Below are 24094 nucleotides of genomic sequence, written 5' to 3' on the forward strand. Positions count from 1 at the left end.
CGGCCCGTCCGCCAGCGTCAGCAGCGACAGACGGGCCGCAACTCGTGCCAGTCGGTGCGCAGCGTCAGCCTTCGGTGCAATCCGAGCCTGGCTGCTGCAAGCCGAGTACGGACTCCACCAGCGGTGTCACGTTGCTTCGGAAAGCGGTTCGCCGTGGGGTCATGCCCGCCACGGCGGTTTTGCTCGCCGGGTCGTAGTAAACGACCGTGCCCCAGAAGCCGCTATGAAAGTAGATCTCGCGTCCCGCGACCTGCTTGACGATCATGCCGATCCGATAGCCTTCAGCACCGCGATGCGGCCCTTGCTGCAACATGATTTGCAACGTCTCTTTGCGATCGAACACGCGATCTTCGAAAAGTGCAGCCATGAACGTTGCCAGATCGCGGGTCGACATCAGCAGGCCGCCGCCACCAAACAGATCGAAGGATGCGTGCACGTCGGTGGCATCGCGCTCATCCAGGAACTGCCGAGCCCGCGCCTGCGCGCCTTTGGGTTGCTGCTCGACGACTTCCCACCAGGTGCTCTTCAACCCCAGCGCATCGAAGCGCAACGACTGGCGCACAACCGTGGCCAGCGGTTGTTGTGTCAAACGCTCGATGATATCGCCAAGCAGAATGTAGCCGGTGTCGGAGTACCTGAACTCGACGCCGGGCGCCGCCTGCGGATCCGCGTACGTCATGGACAATTGCACCAGTTCCCTGGGTGTCCAGACGTGGCTCGGGTCATTCATCACGGCGGCGATGAAGCGCGGATCGCCGCCGTGATCGTAGAGTCCTGCGCTGTGTGAAAGCAGTTGGCGCACGGTAATGACGTCGGGCTTGAACCCATCTTCCTTGAGCAGACGGGCCAGGGTCGGGTCGAGCAACGGGCCGATGGCGGCGTCCAGATCGATGCGATTCTGCTCATGCAATCGCAACACCGTCGCGGCGACGAAGGTCTTGGTGTTCGAAGCAATGCGCAGCGGCGTATCCACGGTCAAGGCACGTCCACTGGTGGGATCCGCCAATCCTGTCGCTGCCGCTGCGGGCTGAGGCATTCCGGCGCCGGTGACGTATATGGCCATCGGTACTGGCTGGCTGGCCACCTGCGATTGCAGCGTCGGTTGCTGTTGGTCCGGCGGCAATGTGCCCAGCGAGGTGCACAGCGCCAGCATACTCATCAACTTGAACATCAAAGTCTCGTCCTCGTGCTCCGAAAGCGGCTGGGCGTCGTTCCGACCAGTCGCCGAAAGTGGTGACGGAAGGTATCGACGGCGTTGAAGCCCATCGTTTCGGCGATCGTCGCGACGCTCAGATCCGTCTCTTCCAGCATCGTCTTCGCCAGGCGCGTGCGCTCCATCATCATCCAGTCATGCGGTGTATGCCCGGTGACGGCACGAAACCGACGGAAGAACGTGCGAGGGCTCATCGCAGCCATCTGCGCAAGCGATTCGATCGAATGCTCCTCGCCTGGGTGGCGACGCAGGTGCTCGATGACATTGGCGAAAAGATTGCGCGGCTGCGGTGGTACGGGTGCTTCCACCAGCTGGGCCTGTCGACCCTCACGATGCGGCGGTGTCACCATCATGCGAGCGACAACATTGCTGACCGCGGAACCAAAGTCCTTCCGAATCATGTGCAGCAGCATGTCGATGCCGGCCGATGCGCCCGCCGACGTGAGCACGTCACCTTCGTCGATGTACAGCACCGACGGATCGATGGATACATCCGGGTGCAGGGCGGAGAGTTCACCCGCGTACTTCCAGTGCGTCGTCGCGCGCCGACCTTCGAGCAACCCGGCGGCGGCAAGCACGAAAGCTCCCGTGCAGATCGAGACTACCCTCGCACCCTGGCGATGAGCCTGTTGTAGCAAGCATCGGATGGAGTCCGGTACTGGCCCCATGCGCCAGCCCGGAACGACGATGGTATCGGCGGCGAGTAATAGTTCCGGATCGGTCGCAACCTGCACCGGCACCTGGCAGTCCGAGCTGATGAAGGCGCCTTCCAAGCTGACAGTCGAGAGCTGGTACCAGCCGGGCGGCGACTGCGACCCGCGATCACGCAGGAGGTCCAGCACGGTGGCGAACTCGAACAGACACAGTTTCTCGTACGCAAGCACCGCTACGCGATGCGCGTCATCACGAACCAGGGATAGTGACATCGCACTTTAATAGCTCAGCCCGCCCGGGCTATCAAGAAAGGCCGTTGCGATTCGGGCCGGCCGGCGGTCGGGGCTCTGCGAATTGGCAGGATCTGCCACTTCAATGGCAGAGAGCGCCGCTGTGGCGAGAGCAGAGCCGCGAATTCATCGCGGCCTGCAACCAGCACGTAGAATCCGCCCAGGTACCCGAAAAACGCCTCGGCTCCCTCTTAGGCATGTCCGGGTCGATTTCCCGGCGCCGACCCGAAGCTAGCCATGACTGGAGCCCTCTGACGCATGCCGAAGCCAGACCCGCTGGTCCAGCGGTTTGCCACCACGTTTGGCGCCGATTTCCTGCGCTTTCTGGGAAGGCGCGTGCGGAATCGGGCCGACGCGCGCGATGTCGCGCAGGAGGCCTACGTCCGGCTGCTCCGCCTGGATCGCAAGGAGTTGATCCGCGATCCGCAGCCATACATCTATCGTTTGGCCGCCAACCTCGTACACGAATTCGAACTCAAACGCCGCGCGGATGACGCCCGGCTGACGCGCTGGACTCAGGAGCGGGACGGGGATGAGCTGCCGGTGGAGTCGACGGCCGAGGCGATGACGCTGCGTGCCCGCATCGACGACGCGCTGGCGGAATTGACGCCGAACTGCCGCGCCGTGGTGATCCTGCACCGTCGCGACGGCATGACCTACGACGAGATCGCCCAGCGTCTTCACATTTCATCCAGCATGGTCAAGAAATATCTGGCCACGGGCTTGCGCCACTGTCGCAGTCAGCTGCGCGATCTCATATAGGGAAGGCCATGGACAAGGACACACAATTGAAAGAGCAGATCGCCGCCGAAGCGTCGGACTGGATCGTCCGCTTGCAGGAGGCTGAGTTGTCGGCGGCGCTGCGCGCCGAGTTCGTCGAATGGCTGCTGCGTTCGCCCGATCACGTCGAGGAATTTCTGGCGATCAGCCACATCTGGGGCGAAACTCAGCACGCCAGCGCCAGTCGGTTCGATGCGGAGCAGCTGGTCGCCTCCGTATTGCTTCGTTCTGGTGCGGACAATGTGATCGCGCTGGATGCCGTGCGCCAGATGCCGAAGGTCGACGAAGGTGAAGGGCGTCGCGCTTACGCATCTCGTAAGTCTCGTTTCGGCGCGGTGGCTGCGGTCGTGCTGGTGGCCCTGACCACGATTACGTGGCTGCGCGTCGATGGTTGGATGAATCCCAACGTCATTCGAACCGCGATCGGAGAACAACGCAGTATTACGCTGTCCGACGGTTCGATCGTGGACATCAACACCGACTCCGAGCTGCGGGTGGATCTCGAGGGACAGGAACGCAGGCTGCGGCTGGTGCGAGGCGAAGCGCGTTTCAAGGTCGCGAAGGATCCGCAACGGCCGTTCATCGTAGCGACGCCGCAGGCCACCATCCGTGCATTGGGTACGATCTTCAACGTGCGTGCGGAGTCGGAGCGGACGGCAGTCGCGGTGCTCGAAGGCCACGTGCTGGTGCGCGAGTTTGAAGCGCCGCGAGCCTCCCCGGGTGACATTGCACATATCGAACTCAAGGCAGGACAGCAGGCCGCGGTCAATCTGACGGGCGAGATCGTGCCCGCTGCCGGCCCGCCGATCGAGCGTGTGGCGCAATGGACCAATCGGCGACTGGTGTTCCGAGAGGAGCCGCTCGCCGTCGTGGTTGCGGAGTTCAATCGTTACCATCGCACACCGATTCGTATCGAGACGCCGCAACTGGCCGGCCTGCTCATCAGCGGCACATTCGATTCCAGCGATCTGAATTCGCTGCTCGAATACTTCGCGCGGTTCGAGAAGGTGAATGTCGAACGCGATGGCGACAGCATCCGGCTGTCGTTGCCATCCGCTCATGCGCCGCTGTGATTGGCTGACATTGCATTTGCGGAGGTACCCGAAGATCGACGCGGCTCACTCATAGCCTCCAACAAAACAACAGCGACGTCTGTCGCGATTGGGAGGGCCTGTGTCGAGTCGCCGCATCATTCGTAACGTCGTGCGCAGTTCTATCGCTCTGAGTTCCATCGCCGTACTCTCCAGCGCTTTCGCAGTGGCCGAAGGATTGCCTCGCGCGCTGCCGCCGCAGCCGCTCGCCGACGCGCTCGATACATTCGCGCAGATCTCCAATCTGCAGGTGATCTATCGCGCCGATCTCGCGGATGGTCGTTTGTCCAAAGGCGCCGACGCGGGGCTCTCTGCGGAGCAGACGCTGCAGGCTCTGCTGCGCGATACCGGGCTCACGTACACCTTCGTGAACGAACGGATGGTCGCTATTCGCGGCGAAACAGAAACCACTTCCAAGACGACCGGCGCAGGCTTCAACTCCAATATCTCCGGTTCGGAGCTGGGCCGTTCGCGGCACAAGCAATCCTTCCGGGGGGCGATTCGCCTGGCTCAGGCGGACAGCACGAATGCGGCGTCGAGCGGCACGCAGCAGGTTGCGCTCGATGAGCGGGTGATCGAGGAAGTGCGTGTCACGGCTTCGCGTCGCGAGGAAAATCTCCAGGACGTGGCGGTGGCCGTCACTGTCATCGATCAGGAAGAGCTGGCGCGCGGCGGCAAGACGTCGCTGCCCGAATTGATGACTTTCGTGCCGGGCGTCACGGTGGCGCAGACCGGCGCGAACTTCTTCAACGATGTTTATATCCGCGGTATCAATGCCACCGTGGTCGCGGGTGTCGGGACGTACGTCGACGATATCCCATACAACTCATCGACGCGCTACGCGGGCGGTGGAGCGCCAGTGGACGGAACGCTGCTCGATCTGGAATACGTCAACGTGCTGAAAGGGCCGCAAGGCACACTGTATGGCGCCAGTGCGATGGGCGGCGTGTTGCAGTTCAAGACTCGCAATCCGTCCCTGCAGCGTTGGTCGGCGAGCACATCGACGGATCTTTCCACCACGCGCGGCGGCGGACTCAACCAGCTGTATCGCATTGCCGCCAATGGCCCGATCGTCGAGGACAAGCTCGCCATCGGCGTGTCCGGGTTCTGGAAGGAGAAGACCGGCTTCATTGACAACGTGACGCGCGGCCACCGCTGGGACGATTCCGAATACTACGGCGGCTCGTTGAGTCTGTTCGCTGCGCCGATCGAGAATCTCACCCTCAAAGCGCTGGTGATGTATCAGAACTCCGAACAGGAGGGGCTGGCGACCATCGAGGTGAACGGCAGGGACAATTTCCCGGCGCCGGGCGTGAGACAAGGTGTGCCCATCCACGGTCGCCTCGCCACCGGCGAACGCACGCTCAACCCCAGCATCTTCGAATCGACATTGTTCGGTCTCACGGCCGAGTACGATTTCGGTCCGGCGACGCTCACGTCCGTGAGCAGCTACCAGGAGCAGGAGCGGGTGCAGCTGCTGGACTTCACAGTGCAGTTCGTCGGCCTGGCCGATCAGCTGTTTCCGCAGCGGGCGCCGCATCTGTCATCGACGCTCGATGGCGCGCTCGGCTGGGACAAGGTGGTTCAGGAGTTGCGGCTCACGTCGGCCTCGAACGGCAAGTTCGAGTGGATCGTGGGTGGCTACTATGCAAAAGAGCAGGGCTTCAACATTCAGGATCTGGTGTTCGTGCCCGCCGAGCCGACCTTCTACTATGCGAACTTTCCCTCGGACTACCGGGAAACCGCTGCATTCGGCACGGTGACTTATTACTTCACGCCCGCTGTGGACATGAGCGTCGGCATTCGTCACAGCGAAACCGAGAGCTCGCTGGCGCTCGACAACAACGGGTCGTTGCTGATCCAGGCGATCCCGCTCAATGCCATCGAGGACCAGATCACCACCTATCTGCTCAATGTTCGCTACCGTCCCACCGAGCACGTCTCATTGTATGCGCGCGCGGCCAGTGGCTATCGCCCCGGCGGTGCCAATTTCCTCGTGACCAATCCGGTGACCGGGGAGTTGCTGTCGGAGCGTGCCTATCGACCCGATGAGCTGTGGAGTTACGAGGCTGGCGTCAAAGGCAGCTTGTTCGGCGGCCGCTTCAACTACGATCTGGCGGCGTTCTTCATCGATTGGAAGGATTATCAGATCGGCGTCAATCGCGGCGGCCTGGGCGTCGCCGCCAATGCCGAGAAGAGCTCGAGCCGGGGGGCCGAAGCCGCGTTGAGCTTCAGGGCGAGCGATGCGCTGAAGCTCACGGCCACGATCTCACACATCGATGCCAAGCTGGAGGTGGACGAGCCCGATCTCGGCGGTGCCAAGGGGACACAGCTGCCCAACAGCCCTGAGTGGGCCGGCGCGCTGGGACTCAACTACGATTTCATGCTCGGCGCGCTGCCGGCTTATTTCGGCGGCACCTGGAACTACACCGGCAAGATTCCGTATGGCTTCTCCGGTTTCACTGACCGCAACGGCGTGTATCACGGCACCTCCAATCCGCGTTATCTCGCGGATGACTTCAGCGTTCTCGATCTGCAGGCTGGCATCCTGACCGACCGCTACCAGGCGTCGCTGTACGTCAAGAATGTGCTCAACGAGTATGCGTACAGCACGTTCACTCCGAACGCCACCGCCTCGTCACTGGCCGTGCCGGTCGTGCCACGCACCGTGGGCGTCACCTTGCGTGTGAGCTTCGAATAGCGTCCGACCGATCGGAGCCAAGGTGATGGCCTTGCTGGAAATGGTGCTGTTCGCCGCTCTGGTCAGCGCGGTGATCCTGAGCTGGTTGCCGCGCCGACCGCTGCGCATCTGGGCGTTCAGATGCGCGGTGGCGGGTGCCATCATCGCGATCATCGATGTTGCTCTAGGCAATCTGCGGTGGCAGATCGTTCCTGTCTGCGTGCTTGCATCGCTCACGCTGGCGGTGACATACCTGCGCTGGCGGAGCAACGCTCCGCCGGCCAGGCGTAGCTGGCGACACACATTCATCGCGTCGATCAGCGCGCTGTCAGTCCTCGTCCTGTTGACGGCTGCGCTCGTGCCTGTGCTGATGTTTCCAAGTTTTCAGCCGCCGAAGCCGTCGGGACCGCACGGCGTGGGCATCGCCGATCTGCATCTGATCGACGCGTCTCGTGCCGAAACCATGACGTCAGATCCCGACGATCGCCGCGAGCTGATGGTGAGAGTGTGGTATCCCGCGCGAGTTCCAGATGATGCTGTGCCGGAGCCGTTCCTTCGCGAGGTCGAGCCCCTCTACAGCATCCTGTCGCGAGGTGCGCCGTTTCTCAAGCCCTACATGCTCGGTCATTTGCAGCGCGTTCGCAGTCACAGCTATCTCGACGCTCCGCTGGCCGATGCGCAACAGCGTTTCCCTGTACTGATCTTTTCTCACGGCAATTCTCTGTATGCCGGCCAGAACGGGTTGTTGATGGAGCATCTGGCGAGCCACGGTTACGTAGTCTTCGCCATCGATCATCCCTATCAGGCGTCGGCGGTGAGATTTCCGGATGGACGCGTCGCAAAGTATCGGGAGGACTGGCAGGGGCCGCTCGATGCGGAGCAGATCGGCAGGCAGCAGCGCCTGTTCTATCAGGCGCTGCGTGCGCCCGACTATAAAGAATATCTGCTGCTGATCGACCAGCTGATCTCGACATCAGGCGGTGCGAACAGAGGCGTGCAGCTGTGGGTCGATGACACAACTTTCCTGCTCAACGAGCTGGCGCGAGGCCAAGTCAACGGCGGTCGCACCATCGATCGTTTCATCCCCCGAGTGGACCTGGATCGGGTCGGTGTCTTCGGCATGTCGTTGGGTGGGGCGGTGGCCGGACAGTTCTGCGAGCAGGATGCGCGTTGCAAGGCTGGGCTCAACATGGACGGGCTGCACTACGGCGCGGCCGGCACCAGCATCCATATCCAGCGTCCGTTCATGTTCATCTACGCGGATCAACGCGTAGACGCGCACGCCGCGGTGCCATTCCGAATGAACGATTTTGCCTATCGCCGCGCCGGCGATCTGGCGTACTTCATGACGATCGCGGGCGCGAGTCATTTGAATTTCAGCGACTTCGCCGTGGTTTCCAGTTACCTGCGCAAGGCTGGCGTGCTGGGTGACATCGAGCCGGACACGATGCGCGAGCTGCTCGACGATGCCGTGCTGGCATTTTTCAATCGGACGTTGCGCGGCGCTCGCGAGCCGGCGTTGGACGGGATGCTGGGCCAGCGTGCCGGCGTTTTGGAATTCGGTCAGCGCGATGGCCGCGCACATTCAGTCGAGTAAATGGTCGTGCGACAAACTGCCGCTTTGATTCTCGCCGCGCTCCTGAACGTCACTGGTTCAACCAGTGTCTTGGCCTCGTCCGCGCCGGAGGCGCCAGCCGATGCGAGCGCGCTGGAAGCGTTCGTCGACGGTGCGATTCGGCCGCTGATGAAGAATCACAACAGTCCGGCAGGCACCCTCGCCATCGTGAAGAACGGGCGGCTGGTGCTCGCCAAGGGCTATGGATTTCAGGATGTCGAGCGGCGCATTCCTGTCGATCCGGCGCGCAGTCTGTTTCGTGCTGGCTCGGTCTCCAAGGTGTTCACCTGGGTGTCGGTCATGCAGCTGGTGGAGCAGGGCAAGCTGGATCTGGATCGGGACATCAACAGCTACCTGCGGGATTTCGAGATCGACGCGGCGTTCGGCCAGCCGATCACGCTGCGCCATATCATGACGCATACCGCGGGTTTCGAAGATGGCCGCGTCGGCTATCTGGTCGTCGATAAAGTGCAGCGGCTGGTGCCGTTGGCGGAAGCCATGCGGCGATACCAGCCCATGCGAGTCAATCCACCCGGAGTGCAGACGTCCTATTCCAACTATGCGACCGCGCTCGCGGGGCTCATCGTCGCGAACGTTTCTGGAATGAGCTACAACGAATACGTCGCGCGCCACATTTTCGACGTCCTGCGCATGGAACATTCGACGTTCGATGAGCCATTGCCCGAATCTCTGGTGGCGGACATGACGCAACCCTACATGGCGGCGCAAGGACGCTATCAACGGGGTTACTTCGAGCTGATCTCGGCCTTCGGTCCTGCCGGTGCGCTCTCCACGACAGCCACGGATATGGCCAGATTCGCGCAGGCCATCCTCAACGGCGGCGAGCTCGAGGGTCAGCGGATTTTGCAACGAGACACCGTCGAACAGATGCTCACTCGTGTGTTCGCTCAGGACGAGCGTCTCATGGGCATGGGGCTCGGGTTCTACGAGAAAGACATCAACGGCACGCGGGTCTGGGGGCATGCCGGTGCCATGCCGTTCTTTCACTCCGATCTGGTCATCGATCGGCAGCACGATCTGGCGTTCTTCACCTCGTTTGCCGCCTTCGGCGGAGCGGTGGTGAACGCGGCGTTCTCGCAGGCCTTCTACGATCAGTACTATCCGGCCGCGCTGGAACCGACCCCGATCGCGCCGGAGGATTTTGGCAGCCGCGCCGAGCGATTCGCGGGCACCTATCTGCCGTGGCGGGCCAGCTTTTCAAAGTTCGAGAAGGTCCGTGAGCTGGTGTCCAACGGTTTGCGCGTGGTGCCGATGCCCGATCGCACGCTGCTGCTGGTGGCCGACACCGGCGCCAAGCGCTATGTCGAAGTCGAGCACAATTTGTTCAAGGAACAGAGTCCGGACATCGTCTACGGCGTGGCCGCGTCCCGGCCGCGCCTGATGGCGTTCCAGGAAGATGCCGGCGGCAACATTACCGGGCTGGCACTCGACGGTCGGCCCTACACGTCGAGCTACAAGGCGGCACTTCATCAGACAGGGCGCTTCAGCAAGAACCTCGTGTCTGTGTCGACTGCCATCTTCGTCGCAGTCCTGCTCGGCGCGCTTGGGCGCCGTATTTATCAACGGCCGGCCGTGGTGGCAGACAGGCGCGCACGTCGCATCGCGCTGGCCTGTGCCGCCGTCAATCTCGCTGTGCTGGGATTTGGCGCGACGGTGCTGCCCAAAGTGCTGCTGAATGAATACGCCGAGTTCTCCACTGCGTTTCGCATTTTCATGTGGGCTCCGTTTCTTGTCGTTATCACCGCGCTGCTCATGTTGTGGCAAACGACGCTTGCGTGGCGGCATGGGACGCTGTCGGGCTGGTGGGAACGGATTCGCTACAGCGCGGTGATGCTGAGTTGCCTGTGCATGTGCTGGTTCTATTGGTACTGGAACCTGCTGGGTCCGCGCTACTTCGGTTGATTCCAGCGGGAGTGATGCACGATGTCTTCGCGACGCCGGATTCTGAAATCATTGTTGGCTGTCGGTGGCCTGAGCCTGGGTGCACCTTTCATCAATCGTGGCCGCTGCCAGGCGTTCGCCGGCAGCTCGATCACCTATTCCACCAGGGCGATCGATCTCGTCAACGATTCGCTGCTCATCGACATGCTCTCGCTGTTGAGTCTGGAGAAGGTGTTTACGGCGGCGACCACTGGCGGCAATGCGTTGCTATTCGATCGTGCGGAGTTGCTCGCCCTCAAGGAGTCGGGCATCGACGTCTTTCATCCTGCCACTGGCATCTCTGGGGCGACGGCGCACGCCGGTGTGCTTGCGTATATGGCTGCCTGCAACGGGCTCGTTGCCGAGTTTCCCGATCTGCTGATACGCGTCGATTCGGCGGCGGACCTGGAACGAGTGCGTAGCGAAGGTCGGCTCGGCCTCATTCCCGGAGTGCAGAACTCCGAGCACTTTCGCAATACCGAGGATGTCGAGCGCTTTCATCAACTGGGTCAGCGCGTTTCACAGCTCACCTACAACGCCCAGAATCTCATCGGTTCTGGCGGCACCGAGCGCGTGGATGGCGGGATCAGTGACTTCGGTGCGGGCATCGTCGCGGCCATGAACGAGGTTGGCATGGCTGTGGACGTCTCACATTGCGGCGACCGTACGACGCTGGACGCATTCGAGCTCTCGACCCAGCCAGTGCTGATTACGCATTCCAATTGCCGGGCGCTGGTGCCCGGCCATCCACGTTGCAAGACTGACGAGGCCATCAAGGCCATGGCGCGGCGTGGCGGCGTCATGGGAATCGCAGCTTTGCGCAACTTTGTGTCGGCGCGGGAGCCGGTGACGTTGGACGACTACATCGATCACATCGACCATGTCGTGAGCGTCGCAGGGATCGAGCACGTCGGTATCGGCAGCGATATGGATCTGCACGGTTACGATGCTCTGCCTGCGCCACTGCTGGAGTGGCTGAAGGGACGCAACAAGTCCAGCTATGGCTTCCGGGACCGGGTGGACATCCCCGGTCTCGACCATCCGAAGAAGATGTTCGATCTGGTCGAGGGACTGATCCGGCGAGGCTACAGCGACGCACAGATTCGCGCCGTGCTCGGCGGTAATTTCCGTCGCGTGCTCGGGGAGATCTGGCGCGGCTGAGTGCGTGCACGCATCACTCGCCCGGCGCCGCCGCCGGTTCGCGGTGATGCTCTGCTCCGATGAACATGTACATGGCTGGAATCACAAACAGCGTGAACAGCGTGCCAATCGACAAGCCTGTGAAGATCACCAGACCCATCGCGTGCCTGCCTGCGGCGCCAGCGCCCGACGCGATGACCAGCGGCACGACACCGAAGACCATCGCCGCAGTCGTCATCAGAATGGGGCGCAGCCGGATGCCCGCGGCCGCTTCGATCGCCTCCCGCTTGGATTTGCCAGCCTGTTGCTGCAGATTCGCGACCTCGACGATCAAGATGCCGTGTTTGCTGATGAGGCCCATCAGCGTCACCAGGCCCACCTCGGTGTAGATGTTCATCGAGGTGAAACCCAGGAAGATGAAGATCAGTGCGCCGAACAGGGCGAGCGGCACGGAAACCAGGATCACGACTGGATCGCGAAAGCTCTCGAACAGGCCCGCCAGTGCGAGAAACACGATGATTACGGCGAATAGCATCGTCACCAGGAAGCCGCCGGACTCCTGTGTGAACTGACGCGATTGTCCTGCGTAGTCGACGTTGTAGCCGCCAGCCGTGTTGTTTTTCACGGTGTCGCTCAGAAATTTCAGTGCCTCGCCTTGCGAGACGCCTGGGACCGCGGAGATCGTCGCCGAGTTCAGCTGCTGGAAGCGGGTGATCGACTCCGGCACGACGTCGTACTTGATGCGGGCGACGGTGCTGGCCGGGATGAGCCCGGCGCTCGGGGTCTTGATGTAGAACTCGAGCACGTTCGCCGGGTTGAGCCGGTCGACCTGCTGAACCTGCGGGATCACTTTGTACGAGCGGCCGTCGATCGTGAAATAGTTGACGTAGCCACCGCCCAGCGCTGCTCCGAGTGAAGCGGCGACGTCCTGCGAAGTCATGCCGAGTGTCGCGATCTTGTCCCGGTCGACGACCAGGGTGGCGCGGGGCTGGTCGAGCTTGAAGTCCACGTCGAGGAAATAAAATTTGCCTGAAGCGCGCGCTTCCTCGAGCACCTGCTGCGTCACGCCGTCAAGGTTCTGGAAGGGCTCCGTGGTGGTAATGACGAACTGCACTGGCAGCCCCGAGGCGCCCGGCAGCGGCGGGAATTGAAAGGCCGCGACGCGTGCGCCTGCGACCTTGTTCCACTGCTCTTGCAGCTGCTGTTGAATCTCGTGCGCGCTGCGTGTGCGTTGATCCCAGGGTTTCAAAAGCACGCCCCCAATGCCCGCGTTTATGGTGGGCTGGCCCGTGAGCTGAAACATCTGCTCGTACTCGGGGAGGGCTCGGCCGATGCGGAAGATCTGTTCGGCATAGGTCTGCATCTGCTCGGCCGTGGCGGTGGGGGGACCCGCGACTTGCGACAGGACGATCCCCTGGTCCTCCTCGGGCGCAAGCTCGGATTTGGACATGAGGAACATCGCGATCAACACGACGCTCAGCAGCGCGCCCATGACGATGAGCACCGGCCAGGTGTCGAGCAGGGCATGCAACAAGCGCAAATAGCCGTGCTGCACCTTGTCGAACAGCCTTTCGATGAGGTTCTGCAGGCGGCTTTTCTTGCGCTCGGCGCTGAAAAAGCGTGAGCACATCATCGGCGACAGGGTGAGTGCAACGACGCCAGAGACCGTGACTGCGCCGGCCAGCGTGAAGGCGAACTGGGTGAATAACGCGCCGGTCAGCCCGCCCTGGAATCCGATCGGCACATAGACCGCGATCAGCACGACTGTCATCGCGAGGATCGGGTTGCCGAGCTCGCGCGCCGCGACCAGAGCGGCCTGCAGCGGCGACTTGCCTTCTTCCTTGATGTGCCGATCGACGTTCTCGACCACGATGATGGCATCGTCGACCACCAGCCCGATCGCGAGCACCAGGGCCAGCAAGGTGAGCAAGTTGATCGAGTAACCGAGGGCCAGCATCATGAAAAAGGTGCCGATCAACGACAGCGGCATCGCGATGACCGGCACCACGACGGCACGCAGGTTGCCGAGGAACAGGAAAATCACCACGGTGACGATGAGCAGCGCCTCGATCAACGTCTTCACCACTTCGAAAATCGAGGAGTGGATGAATTCGGTGGCGTCGTAGACGATCTTGCCGGTCACGCCTGTGGGCAGCTGATCGCGCAGCTCCGGAAAGGCGGTGCGCACGCGCTCTGCCACATCGAGAATGTTCGCTCCCGGGGCGACCTTGATACCGATGAATACCGAGCGCACTCCGCCGAATGCGACATTGAAGTCGTAGCTCTCCGCGCCGAGCGTCACGTTCGCCACATCTTGGAGCCGTACGATCGAGGTGCCGTTCTGCTTGACCACCAGCTGCTTGAACTCTTCGACCGTGTGCAGGTCCGTGCCGCCCGTCAGCGGCACGGTGACCATCTGTCCCTTGGTGACACCGAGTGCAGCCAGATAGTTGTTACTGAGGAGCGCGTTGCTCACGTCGCTGGCCGTCACACCGCGCGCGGCGAGCTGGTTGGCATTCAGCCACGCTCGCAGGGCGAACGGGCGAGCCCCGAGCAGTTCGGCGACCTGCACGCCCTCGATGGAGTCGAGCTTGGGCTTGACCACCCGTGACAGAAAGTCGGTAACGTTGTTGGTCGGCAGCACGTCGCTATAGAAGCCGAGGTACATCGCATCGGTGGTCTGACTCGGCTCGATCGTCAGCACCGGAATCTGCGACTGCACAGGCAACTGATTTCTGACCGAGCTCACTTGCGTGTTGATCTCGGTCATCGCGCGATTGGCGTCGTAGTTCAGGCGCAGCGTTGCGGTGATGGTAGAAACACCGTTGCTGCTCGAGGACGACAGATAATCGATGCCCGACGCCTGGGCGATCGCCTGTTCGAGCGGTTGAGTGATGAATCCCGCGACCGTCTGGGCATCGGCACCGTAGAACACCGTCGAGACGGTGATGACGGAGCTCTGCGTCTGCGGATACTGGGTGACCGGCAGGCCGAACAGCGAGCGCAGCCCGAGTACCACGATGAGCAGGCTCACCACCATGGCGAGTACCGGGCGACGGATGAAAATATCGGTGAATTTCATGGCCGAAGGTCAATGTTCCTGCGGCGTGGGGTTGGGGTTGTTGGCGGGCTGCACGGTGTTGTCGATGACGACCGGCGCGCCGTTCTTGAGTTTGAGCTGTCCGCTGGTCACCACCTGCTGGCCTGCTTGCAGGCCCGAGACGATGGCCACCTGATCGCCGCGCTTGTCACCTGTCGTGACGAACACCTGCTGCGCCACGAGTCCGGGCGGGCCTCCTGCTTTGGCGGGCGTCAGGATATATACCGCCGAGCCGTAAGCGTTGTAGATGATCGCCGTCTGCGGCAGCGTCAGACGCTTGACCTTCTCGCCGATGTTGACATTCACATTGGCGAACATGCCGGGCAGCAGTTGATGCGCGGCGTTCGGTAGCGTGGCTTGCAGCTGAAGATTGCGCGTTGCCGGGTCCACCTTGGGGCTGATTGCGCTGATCCGACCCGGAAAGTCATGACCCGGAAAACCCTCGACGGTGAGAGTCACCTCCTGGCCCACCGACACCGCGCCGATCTGTTGCTGCGGCACGTTGAAATCGACATAGATCGGATCGAGGGTCTGCAGCGTGACGATGGTGTCGCCCGCGTTCAGATACTGACCCGGGTTCACCGGGGTGACGCCGAGTTTGCCGGAGAAGGGCGCCCGCACGGTTTTCTTCTCGATGAGTGCCGCTTGTTGCGCGACCAGAGCTCGCTTGCCTTTCAGATCGGCGATGTCGCTGTCGATCAGGCTCTGGCTCACGGCGTTGGCGGCAAACTGCGCCCGGTCGCGTGCCAGCACAATGGCCGCCAGGTCCGCCGCCGCCTCGAGTGAATGCAGTTGTGCCACATCGGCATCGATGTTCAGTTGTACGAGCACGGAGCCGGCCGTGACTTCCTGGCCGGACTCGAAATGGATGCTCCGGACCATGCCGGCGAGCTCGGTTGTTACATCGACGCCGCGCACCGCGGACGTCGATCCCACCGCCGCCAGGCGCGGCTGCCATTCGAGCTCGGCAACTGCGATTGCCGACACGGTCTGCGGGGTGGGCTTGGGTGCCGCGGCGATCAGCGCCCGTACGTGTAAATAAAAGCCGAGCGCGAGGATTGCCACGAGCAACAGGACGCCGCCCAGCATGAGGAACATTCGCTTCCTCATGGGTGTCCAGTCGTCTCGGGAAGGGGTGGCCTGTTCCACCAGCCGCCGCCAAGTGCCTGGAACAAGGCTGCAGTGTCTGCGTAGCGTGCGGCCTGGGCCTGCACCAAGCCGATCTTTGCCTGCTGATACGTGCGCTGCGAATCCAGCAACTGCAGGTAGCTCGCAGCTCCGAGTGCGTATTGCCGTGTCACGAGGTCGAGCGATTCTCGCGCCAGGGACTCCGACTGGGCCTGTACTCGCAGCGCATCCGCATCGATATCCAGCGCGCGCAGTGTGTCGGCGACGTCGAGAAACGCGTTCAGCACCGTCTGCTGATATTGAGCCTGCGCCGCTTCGAAGGCGGCGATGGCGGCTCGTTTCCTCGCGCGTAGCGCACCGCCCTGGAAGATAGGTTGGAGTAGGGCGGCGCCGAGGCTCCATGTGAAGTTTCTATTGGAGAACAGATCGTTGGTCTGCACGCTTTGCTGGCCGACACTTCCGCTGAGCGTGATCTGCGGGTACAGGTTCGCCGTGGCGACGCCGACCTGCGCGTTTGCTTGCTGAAGCTGCGCTTCGCTCGCACGAATGTCTGGCCGTTGTCGCACCAGCGAGGATGGCAGGCTGACCGGAAGATCATGCGGCAGTTGTAACGATTCGAGCGAGAACTCCGGAAGGCCCGCCTCGCTGGGCAGTCGGCCGGCGTAGACCGCCAGGAGATGCCGTGTCTGCGCCAGCGACTTTTCCAGCGCGGGCAGTAGCGCGCGAGTCTGGGCAACCTGCGTACGCTGCGTGATCACGGCTGTGTATGCCACGGCGCCGAGTGACTGCTGCTTTTCGACAATCGAGAGCGTCTGCGACTGGGCGTCAAGCACGTCTTGCGTGGCTTGCAGTTGAGCGCGAATCGACGCTTCCTGGATCGCCGTGGTCACCAGATTCGCGGTGAGGCTCAGGTAGGCCGCTTCGACCTGATAACGCTGATAGTCGATCGCTGCGCGCAGGCCCTCTAGCTCGCGGCGCGTCGCGCCGAATGCATCGATCGTATAGGAGACATTGACCGTCGCGTTGTAGAGATCGAACTCCGCGGTTCCCAGCAGGCCAAACGAGGTCAGCGAGGCTCGTTGGCGGGTTGCGCTGAGCTGGCCGCTTACGCTCGGAAACAGCGTGCTTCCCGCCGTGGCTTCGTATGACGCTCGCGCTTCACGCAATGCAGCTTGCGCTGCTGCCAGTGTTGGGCTGCGCTTCAGCGCGGAGCGAATCAACTGATCCAAGGGTTCCGAACGAAACGCTTCCCACCACAGTGCAGAGATGTCCTCACCGGTGAGAAATCGCTGCGGTGCGCCGCCTGGGCTCGGCGCGCTCGCGGTTTGTGAAGGCATCGGTGCTGGTGTGTACGCGCGGTCTGCGTCGGTGACCTGAGGCGCCTCGGGTGGCTTGAAGTCGGGGCCGACGGCGCAGGCGGTGAGTGCAAGCCCGGCGCTTGCGACCACAATCGCACGTCGACCGCCCCGGGGCGCAGCAGAAATATTCATGAGGGCTTCCTGCGCAAGGAAGTGATCGATGCGGATCATCGAACCTTTGGGAAAAACGCGCGCGTGATGCGCTTGAGTTCCCGCGCCGGGGCGAAGCTTCGGCCTAACGGCTTGCAACGACGATGCGTGCGTATTGCAGCAGGCCGCACTGCAACGCCTGGCGCGCTATGGGGGAAGTTCAGTTTTCCATAAGTTGGTTGTCGCCGCGGGCATGTGCGGTCATGGACAGCCATGGACTGCGGGCATGGACAGCCATGTGGGGACTGTGCGGTCATGGACAGCCATGTGGTGGATGCGGACGTTGCTGCGGTCATGGACTGTTGCTGCGGTCATGGACAGCCATGAGGTTGCGGGCATGGACAGCCATGTGGTGCGGATGCAATCTTCTGGACAGCCATGTGCCACTCTTCGTCGCTGCACGTAGACTGGCTGGCGCGTCGCAATATAGGGAGATGTCGATGTGGATCGTGTTCGGCTGGGACAAAGAACAAAAAGTGCTTGGGGAAGTTGCCACCGCGTACTGCTACGACTGCCGGCGGGAATCGGAATGGCTCGTGTCGAGAGAATCCGAGTGGGTCACTTTCTCGGCCATTCGTGTCTTTCGCTTCATCTGCAAGCACCGCCTGCACTGTGGCGGCTGCACCGCTGTATTTCCTCTGACCAACGCCGAGTTCAAGGAGATAGACAGCCATATGCGGCGCAACGATTCGATCAACGGCACGGATCTGCATGCCGACCTGGTGGAGCGGATAGAAACCGAGCAACTGGCCAACAAGACGCCGCTGCAATTGAAGTTCATCCGCGAATCGATGGAGGCCCAGCGGCAGTACCAGTCGGCCATCGAGGCACAGAATGAACGCGATGCCTAGTGCGCCAGCTGCTGCGCGGTTTCACGAAGGATCGCCAACAGTCGCGCCTGCCCCTGCGTCGGGCGCCAATCCTCCCGCACGGTGAGCCCGATCTTTCGGATGACTTTGCCGGCCGGGTGGGGCAGGCACACCAGCGTGCCCGTTTGCAGCTCATAGTGAACCTGATTGGTCGACGACAACATCATGTGATCGCCGCCCATTAGAAATGCGCGTGCGGCACCGAGTGAGTTGCATTCGATGAAGCGCAGCGGCGGCTCGATGCCCATGTGCTTGAACAATGCTTCGAAGTGGGTCTTCAGTGGCGACGTCGCGCGCGGCGCGATCCAGGGATGGCTGGCCAGGTCGTGCGCGGTCAGCTTGCGTTTCTTCGCCAGTGGATGCCCGGCGCCAACGACGATGGACAGCGGATCGTCGAACAAATATTCCTGCACGATGCCACCGCCGATGCGGCCGTCACGCAATGCGCCGACCAGAAAGTCGGCCTGACCCGACTGCAACGCGCCGAGCAGATGTTCATACGTGCCCTCCATGATGGAGACGGCATGCTCGGTATGTTCGCGCGTGAAACGAATGAGCGCAGTGGGCACCAGAAAGCTGCGAGCCAGCGGCATGGAGCCGATGACGGTGCGGCCGGATTCTCGGCCATCCAACGCGTCGATGTCGGCGCGGGCCTGGGAGATCTCCACGAAGGCTAGATGAGCGCGGCGGGCGAGCTTCTCGGCCTCGCGAGTGGGTACGACCCCATAGCTGGTCTTTTCGAACAGCGTCGCATCCAGCGTCCGTTCCAGCGTGCGGGCGGCGCGATGTATGGTGGGTTGTGAGACGCCGGTCGCTCTGGCGGCGTGCGTGAAATTGCGAAACTCCACCAGCTGGATCAGCGAGCTGAGCTGCGCGCTGCTGATCCGTCGAAACAATTGCTCACGCCTGGCAGCACTCACCTCCGAGCCGGCCAGTTCCTGAATGCCATCTCGCAGCTGGGTCAGTGCCCGCTCGATGCGTTCGGCACAGACTGTTCCTGCCAACGTGGGGCGCATCCCATGGGGGCTGCGGGTGAACAAAGGCGCGTTGAAGTGACGCTCGATGGCAGCGATCGCTTGTGTGACCGCGGATTGCGTCAAATGCATCCGGAGCGCCGCCGCGCTAATGCTGCCCGTCGTCATGACTTCATGGAAAGCCTGCAAATGGCGTAGGTTTGGCGCGCTCATGAGGCATCGTGGCACGCGCCGGCACGATTTGCTATAGCAATCGCTAATGCCCGCCAAGCCGCGCGCGCCGGCCTCCGGCGCGCGTACCGGATGTCTCAGAACTTGTAGTTCAACCGCGCGAAGTACAAACCACCTTGCCGATTCAGCGAAGTACTTGCGTACTGGGATGTGTAGATCGCCCGCGAGCTTGCCGACAGCGCGGCATCCGGGATGTTGTCCGGATACTCGTCGAACAGGTTGGTGGCGCCGATCTCGACGGTACCGCCCTTGCTGAAGCTATAGCCGGCGGAAATGTTGGTGATATACGTCGGGTCGACTTCGTACTGAGTGATGTCGGCGCTGGCCTGGCGCTTGGTCGGGCCGTTGTTCACCACGTTGAGCGAGGCGTTCCACGGGCCGCTGTTCCAGAACAGGCCGACGACCTGGTTGTACTTCGGCAGGCGATAACGCAGATCCCAAGCCGCGGCGGCGGTGAGCAGGGTGATGTTGGGAAGGGTTTGCAGTACCTGTGGAATGGGCGCGAGGCTCAACACATCGGTCTCGGCTTTGCTGAACGCGTAGGTCCAGCGCAGCTTGCCGGCGCCCACGTTGTGTGTAGATTCCAGCGTGAGCTCCACACCGCGCGTGCGCGTGTCGCCGATATTGGTGTAGTAGTTGACCGAGTAGTTCTGGCCCTGCGAGATCGTGATGCCCGCGGTGCCCAGCAGATCGTCGATAGTCTGGCGTTGCGCGGCCGTCAGTGGGGTGCCATTGGGATCCCTGATGTTTGCTGGATCGCTGAAGTCATAGCCGATGCTGCTGGAACGGCCCAGCTGGTCGCTGATCTCGATCTGATAAAAATCGACGGCCGCGTGGAAGGTGCGGGTCGGGCTGAAGGTAAAGCCGACGCTGTAGTTGGTCGCCTTCTCAGGTTTCAATGCAGTGGCGCCGAGCGCTCTTGCTACCGGTGAGTTCACCGCGGCCGTCAGTGCTTCCGACGTAGGCGTGACTTTGGTGATCTGCAGGTTCTGCGTGCCCAGGCCAGGCGCGTGGAAGCCATTGCTCACCGTCGCGCGCACGCCGAAGGTCTCGGTGAAATCGAAGCGGGTCGACAGCCGCCCCGTGGAAACATCGCCGAAATCCGAATGGTCTTCGTAGCGCCCGGCCAGATCCACGAACCAGGGGCGTGTGACGTTGGTCGAGGCGCCAACATACAACGCCTTGCGATTGCGCGAAGCATCGGCTTGGTCCTCGGGCCGGTTGCTTGGATACGCTTCCGCGCCCGAACCAAAGTAACCGTCCGGGTCGCCGGCGAGACGTTCGTAGTTCTCGCGTTGGTATTCGGCCCCGAAGCTCACTTGCAGCGGCTCGGCGAACGCGGCTACGTCGAAGCCCCGGCGGACGTCCAGATTGCCGACCCATTGTGAATAGTCGAGCCGGCCGTCGTAGAAGTCGGTCTTCGCACCGGGGTAGGTCAGCGAGTAGTTGGCGGTGTTGCGAGTGTAGATGTCGAAATAGTCGCGGTTGTAGACCACGCTGCCATCCCATTCCCAAGTGCTCAGTTGACCTTTCAATCCGGCCGCCACTGAATAATCGGTCTCTTCGGTGTCGATGGTCGGCGTGAAGCCGTCGGGATAGACATTCAGCAGCGCGGGGTTTCTTTGCCAGATGGCGACCGGCAAGCGGAAGTTCTGGCGCGCCGACTTGTCGCTCGATGCGTACGTGGCGAAGCCATAGAGATTCAACGAGTCGCTCAGGTCATAGCTTGCGTTCAACGCTGCGGATCGGGTTTCGTAGCCGTTGGTGCCTTGGTTGGACTGCGACTTGGCGTTGCGGGTCGCCTCCGATGGGTTGGGGGTGGCGCCGGCCGGCAGGCTGTTGTTCGTGCCCAATCGCACCAGCTGGCCGTTGCGAACCGCGGGATAGATCAAGTAACTGTCCTTATAAGTGAGACTGCGCACCGCGTCGTCCTGGTCGATGAGCTCGGCCGACAGATTGACGAAGCCGCGATCGCCCAGCGCGAAGCCCTGGTTGGCGCTGGCGCGCGTGCGCCCGCCGTCACCGGCGTAAGTCTGGCCGTACTCGACGCTCACACCGCCACTGGTGGCGCTGGACTTGAGAATGACGTTGAACACACCGGCGATGGCATCGGAGCCGTAGATCGCCGACGCGCCATCGCGCAGGACTTCCACGCGTTCGATGGCCGAGACCGGGATGAGCGACAAGTCCGTGTAGGACTGGCCGGGAAAGGTGCCGATGCTGGTGTAGGCGCTGTTGTTGCGGCGCTTGCCGTTCACGAGCACCAGGGTGTAGCCGGGCGATAAGTTGCGCAGCTGTACGCCGGGAATATTGCCTTCGACGTCGGACTGCCGCGCCGCCGAGTTCAAGGACGGCAACAGCGTCTGCAACGCCTCCAGCAAATTACCCTTGCCGGTCGCTAGCAAGTCGTCGGTGGATACGACGTCGATTGGCGCGGCGCTGTTACGCACGGTGCGGCCGGCGGCGCGGGCGCCGGTGACGACCACGGTGTCGAGATTGCCGCTCTCCAAAGCGACCGTCTCGTTCGGGGCGCTCTGCGCGAAAGCCGTTCCCGCGATCACGTTGCTGATGGCCAGGGCAAGCAGGCCCGATCGTCGCGCGCGACGCGTGACGGATGCGAAAGTTTTCATTGCTGCTCTCTAAAGATCTCTATCGAAGGTGTCGGGGTGTGGTTTTGTTACCGATGCGGACCGCGCCGCGATCGAATTTCGTGCTTCGCTGACTGTGTTGTAACCAGCGCGGAGTCGATGTTTGTAACTGTCTGGCGCAGCATGCATATAAAGCGGGACTGCGGTCGAATGACGATTGGTCATGACGAAATGAGCGGTTTGCCGAATGTTTGCTAGATACTGAGCCACGGCGCGCTCGCGGAGCGTTCGTCACATCGTCATGGCGATAAGTCATATGTGCGCTGCGCGACGCTCGCTACAATCCTCGACGATTTCGGCGCGACCCCTCGATGAAAGAAAGATTCAAAAGAACACCTCGCGGCGAGCGAGAGCAGCGGCAACCCAACCAGCGAATCGATCGGCGCAGCTTCTTTCGAGGCGCTGCCGGCTTGTCGGTCGGTGGCGTTGCTTCGTTCGCTCACTTGCAACCGACGCATGCGTTGGACTCGAACCCCGAGAGCGAAGTCGCGACGGCGGGACTTGCCGCGCAAACGCAGCGCGTGCTGCGTTGGGCAGGACAGGATCCGGCGAATTGGGTGCGGCCGCGCGCGGGTGCCGATCACAATGTGGTCATCGTCGGCGCCGGGCAGTCGGGCATCGCGATCGCGTATGGCTTGCGTCGCAAGGGCATCGGGCAGGTCGATATCATCGATCAGTCCGATCCCGGTCAGGCGGGCATCTGGCGCAACGTTGCACGCATGCGCCAGTTGCGTACGCCCAAAACCTGGCTCGGGCCGGCGCAGAACAACCCTGCGTTGAGCGTGCAAGCCTGGTACGAAGCGTTGCACGGTCAAGCGGCGTTCGATCAGCTCGATCGAGTGCAGCGGCTCGATTGGGCCGACTATCTCGACTGGTTGCAGCAGGTCGCTGGCATCAACGTGCGCTATCGCACGCGTCTGATCGACATCGAACCGGTCGGCGATCTAATACGGTTGCATCTGGATGCCGATGGCGTCCGCCGCACGCAGACGACGCGCAAGCTGGTGCTCGCTGGCGGTTACACAAGCGTGGGTGGACCCGGCGTGCCGGGATTCNTTCATTTCGTGCGTTTTTACCTCGGCGGGTGTGGTCACACTCGGGCACTCCGATCGACTTCGATGCGCTGGCAGGCAAACGCATCGGTGTGATTGGCGCCGGTTCTTCAGCATTCGACGCCGCGAACGCGGCTCTCGAGAGCGGTGCCGCCGAAGTGCATTTGTACAGTCGCCGGGCCTTCATCGATTACACCAACGGTCCTGCCAGAGGCCCCGCTGAGCCGCCACTCGACCGCGGACATGCGAACGTCACGGAACTCGCTTACGACTTGCCCGACGACGTTCGCTGGCGGAACTACTTGCTACGCGGACGGCGCGTCGCTTCCGTGCCGTTCGATACGCTCGGGCGCTCGGTGGCTTTCGAGAACTTTCATCTGCATTTGAACAGTTCATGGTCCGAAGTGAGCGTGGCCGGTGACGGCACAGTGGTGGCGAAGGTCGCGGGCAAGCCGCACCGTTTCGATCATGTGATCGCAGGCACGGGATATGCGGCGGATCTGTCGCTGCAGCCGGAGTTCGCGCGCATCCATCGATCCATTGCCCTGTGGTCCGATCGCTATCGGCCACAGCCGGGCGAGCAGGACGCCGGCGGCGGCAAGTATCCGTATCTGGGCCGCGGTTTCGAGTTCCTGCCGCGTGAGGCTTCGGGCGCGGAGTTCCTGAGAAACATTCATTGTTACAACTTAGGGGCACTGGTGAGCTTTGGCATCGCGGTCGGCGATATCCCGAGCGCGGTGTATCAGTCACGGCTGATCTCTGCGATCGCCCGCGATTTATTCCTGGCGCAGGTGGATCCGGCGGCGCACAAAAAGTACGTCGATACGCCACAGTCCGCGCCCGATCCGGCGCCGTACCAGAGGGCGATACGGTAGGGCTAGCTCCATTCGGCGATTGCACGTTCCAACTTTCCAACCTCGAAGAGATCGATGATGAAACGTCTTGGCTTTGGTTTCTGCTCGCGACCGCGAGTTTTCGTTTCCCAACGGCATTTTTTTGCTCAGTCGCCGGCTGTACGCGCAGAGGCGAAGGTCGAGCCGTTCGTGTTTCAGGCGAGCGCGTCGCGCAATCCTAAACTCGATCGCTCGGCCTATGTCTATCCGGCGAACCATCCGCGCGCCGGACAGGTGAATGGGAATGCCGGCGACGTCCGTCTCGACAGCGTTTCGCTCAACGGCGC

At 62.2% G+C, this 24094-nt stretch carries 16 protein-coding genes; 9 read left to right on the forward strand and 7 right to left on the reverse strand.

Features of this window, described 5'->3' with window-relative positions; translation table 11 throughout:
• Positions 1 to 64 precede the first annotated feature (64 nt).
• Both D0550_RS15930 and D0550_RS15935 read right to left on the reverse strand, forming a co-directional pair.
• Positions 65 to 1171 carry a serine hydrolase domain-containing protein gene (locus D0550_RS15930; protein WP_206606322.1) on the reverse strand — a complete coding sequence of 369 codons (1107 nt, stop codon included), beginning with the start codon at positions 1169 to 1171 and terminating at the stop codon, positions 65 to 67.
• A complete protein-coding gene (locus D0550_RS15935) occupies positions 1171 to 2139 on the reverse strand; it encodes a helix-turn-helix domain-containing protein (RefSeq protein WP_116810175.1) in 969 nt (322 codons plus the stop codon). The genes D0550_RS15930 and D0550_RS15935 overlap by 1 nt, the downstream gene beginning before the upstream one ends.
• A gap of 276 nt (positions 2140 to 2415) precedes the next feature.
• On the opposite strand from D0550_RS15935, the gene D0550_RS15940 reads away from it, so the two are divergent.
• From D0550_RS15940 to D0550_RS15965, 6 genes are all read left to right on the forward strand, one after another.
• Positions 2416 to 2919: an RNA polymerase sigma factor gene (locus tag D0550_RS15940; protein ID WP_116810176.1), complete on the forward strand. Its 504-nt coding sequence runs from the start codon at positions 2416 to 2418 to the stop codon at positions 2917 to 2919.
• Positions 2920 to 2927: 8 nt separating this feature from the next.
• Positions 2928 to 4010, forward strand: coding sequence for a FecR family protein (locus D0550_RS15945; RefSeq protein WP_116810177.1), 1083 nt, complete (start codon positions 2928 to 2930; stop codon positions 4008 to 4010).
• 100 nt (positions 4011 to 4110) lie between these two features.
• The gene (locus D0550_RS15950; RefSeq protein WP_116810178.1) at positions 4111 to 6729 is read left to right on the forward strand and encodes a TonB-dependent receptor; all 2619 of its coding nucleotides are present in this window, start codon (positions 4111 to 4113) and stop codon (positions 6727 to 6729) included.
• Positions 6730 to 6754: 25 nt separating this feature from the next.
• Entirely contained in the window at positions 6755 to 8305 is a 1551-nt protein-coding gene (locus D0550_RS15955) for an alpha/beta hydrolase family protein (protein ID WP_116810179.1), read from the forward strand.
• A 6-nt stretch (positions 8306 to 8311) separates the two neighbouring features.
• Positions 8312 to 10246 carry a serine hydrolase domain-containing protein gene (locus D0550_RS15960; RefSeq protein WP_161965856.1) on the forward strand — a complete coding sequence of 645 codons (1935 nt, stop codon included), beginning with the start codon at positions 8312 to 8314 and terminating at the stop codon, positions 10244 to 10246.
• Between the two features lie 21 nt (positions 10247 to 10267).
• Positions 10268 to 11425, forward strand: coding sequence for a dipeptidase (locus D0550_RS15965; protein WP_116810181.1), 1158 nt, complete (start codon positions 10268 to 10270; stop codon positions 11423 to 11425).
• Between the two features lie 13 nt (positions 11426 to 11438).
• Here the strand turns inward: D0550_RS15965 and D0550_RS15970 are convergent, their stop codons facing one another.
• From D0550_RS15970 to D0550_RS15980, 3 genes are read right to left on the reverse strand one after another with little or no spacing between them, the layout of a single operon-like run.
• Complete coding sequence (locus D0550_RS15970; protein ID WP_116810182.1) at positions 11439 to 14486, reverse strand: efflux RND transporter permease subunit; 3048 nt, start codon at positions 14484 to 14486, stop codon at positions 11439 to 11441.
• A 9-nt stretch (positions 14487 to 14495) separates the two neighbouring features.
• Positions 14496 to 15602: an efflux RND transporter periplasmic adaptor subunit gene (locus tag D0550_RS15975; RefSeq protein ID WP_206606323.1), complete on the reverse strand. Its 1107-nt coding sequence runs from the start codon at positions 15600 to 15602 to the stop codon at positions 14496 to 14498.
• Between the two features lie 8 nt (positions 15603 to 15610).
• On the reverse strand, positions 15611 to 17122 hold the full coding sequence (locus D0550_RS15980; protein WP_116810202.1) for an efflux transporter outer membrane subunit: 1512 nt from the start codon (positions 17120 to 17122) through the stop codon (positions 15611 to 15613).
• Positions 17123 to 17580: 458 nt separating this feature from the next.
• Here D0550_RS15980 and D0550_RS15985 point away from each other — a divergent pair, with 458 nt between their 5' ends.
• Positions 17581 to 17991 carry a hypothetical protein gene (locus tag D0550_RS15985; RefSeq protein ID WP_153067200.1) on the forward strand — a complete coding sequence of 137 codons (411 nt, stop codon included), beginning with the start codon at positions 17581 to 17583 and terminating at the stop codon, positions 17989 to 17991.
• Here the strand turns inward: D0550_RS15985 and D0550_RS15990 are convergent.
• Positions 17988 to 19196, reverse strand: coding sequence for a LysR family transcriptional regulator (locus tag D0550_RS15990; protein WP_116810185.1), 1209 nt, complete (start codon positions 19194 to 19196; stop codon positions 17988 to 17990). The genes D0550_RS15985 and D0550_RS15990 overlap by 4 nt on opposite strands.
• A 95-nt stretch (positions 19197 to 19291) precedes the next feature.
• A complete protein-coding gene (locus tag D0550_RS15995; protein WP_116810186.1) occupies positions 19292 to 21844 on the reverse strand; it encodes a TonB-dependent receptor plug domain-containing protein in 2553 nt (850 codons plus the stop codon).
• Positions 21845 to 22173: 329 nt separating this feature from the next.
• Here D0550_RS15995 and D0550_RS16000 point away from each other — a divergent pair, with 329 nt between their 5' ends.
• Together D0550_RS16000 and D0550_RS16005 are read left to right on the forward strand one after the other, a co-directional pair.
• Positions 22174 to 23010, forward strand: coding sequence for an FAD-dependent oxidoreductase (locus D0550_RS16000; RefSeq protein ID WP_116810187.1), 837 nt, complete (start codon positions 22174 to 22176; stop codon positions 23008 to 23010).
• Positions 22947 to 23789 carry a Rossmann-fold NAD(P)-binding domain-containing protein gene (locus tag D0550_RS16005; RefSeq protein WP_116810188.1) on the forward strand — a complete coding sequence of 281 codons (843 nt, stop codon included), beginning with the start codon at positions 22947 to 22949 and terminating at the stop codon, positions 23787 to 23789. Before D0550_RS16000 ends, D0550_RS16005 begins: the two co-directional genes overlap by 64 nt.
• Positions 23790 to 24094: the final 305 nt, after the last annotated feature.

It is taken from the genome of Steroidobacter cummioxidans, from assembly GCF_003104955.1.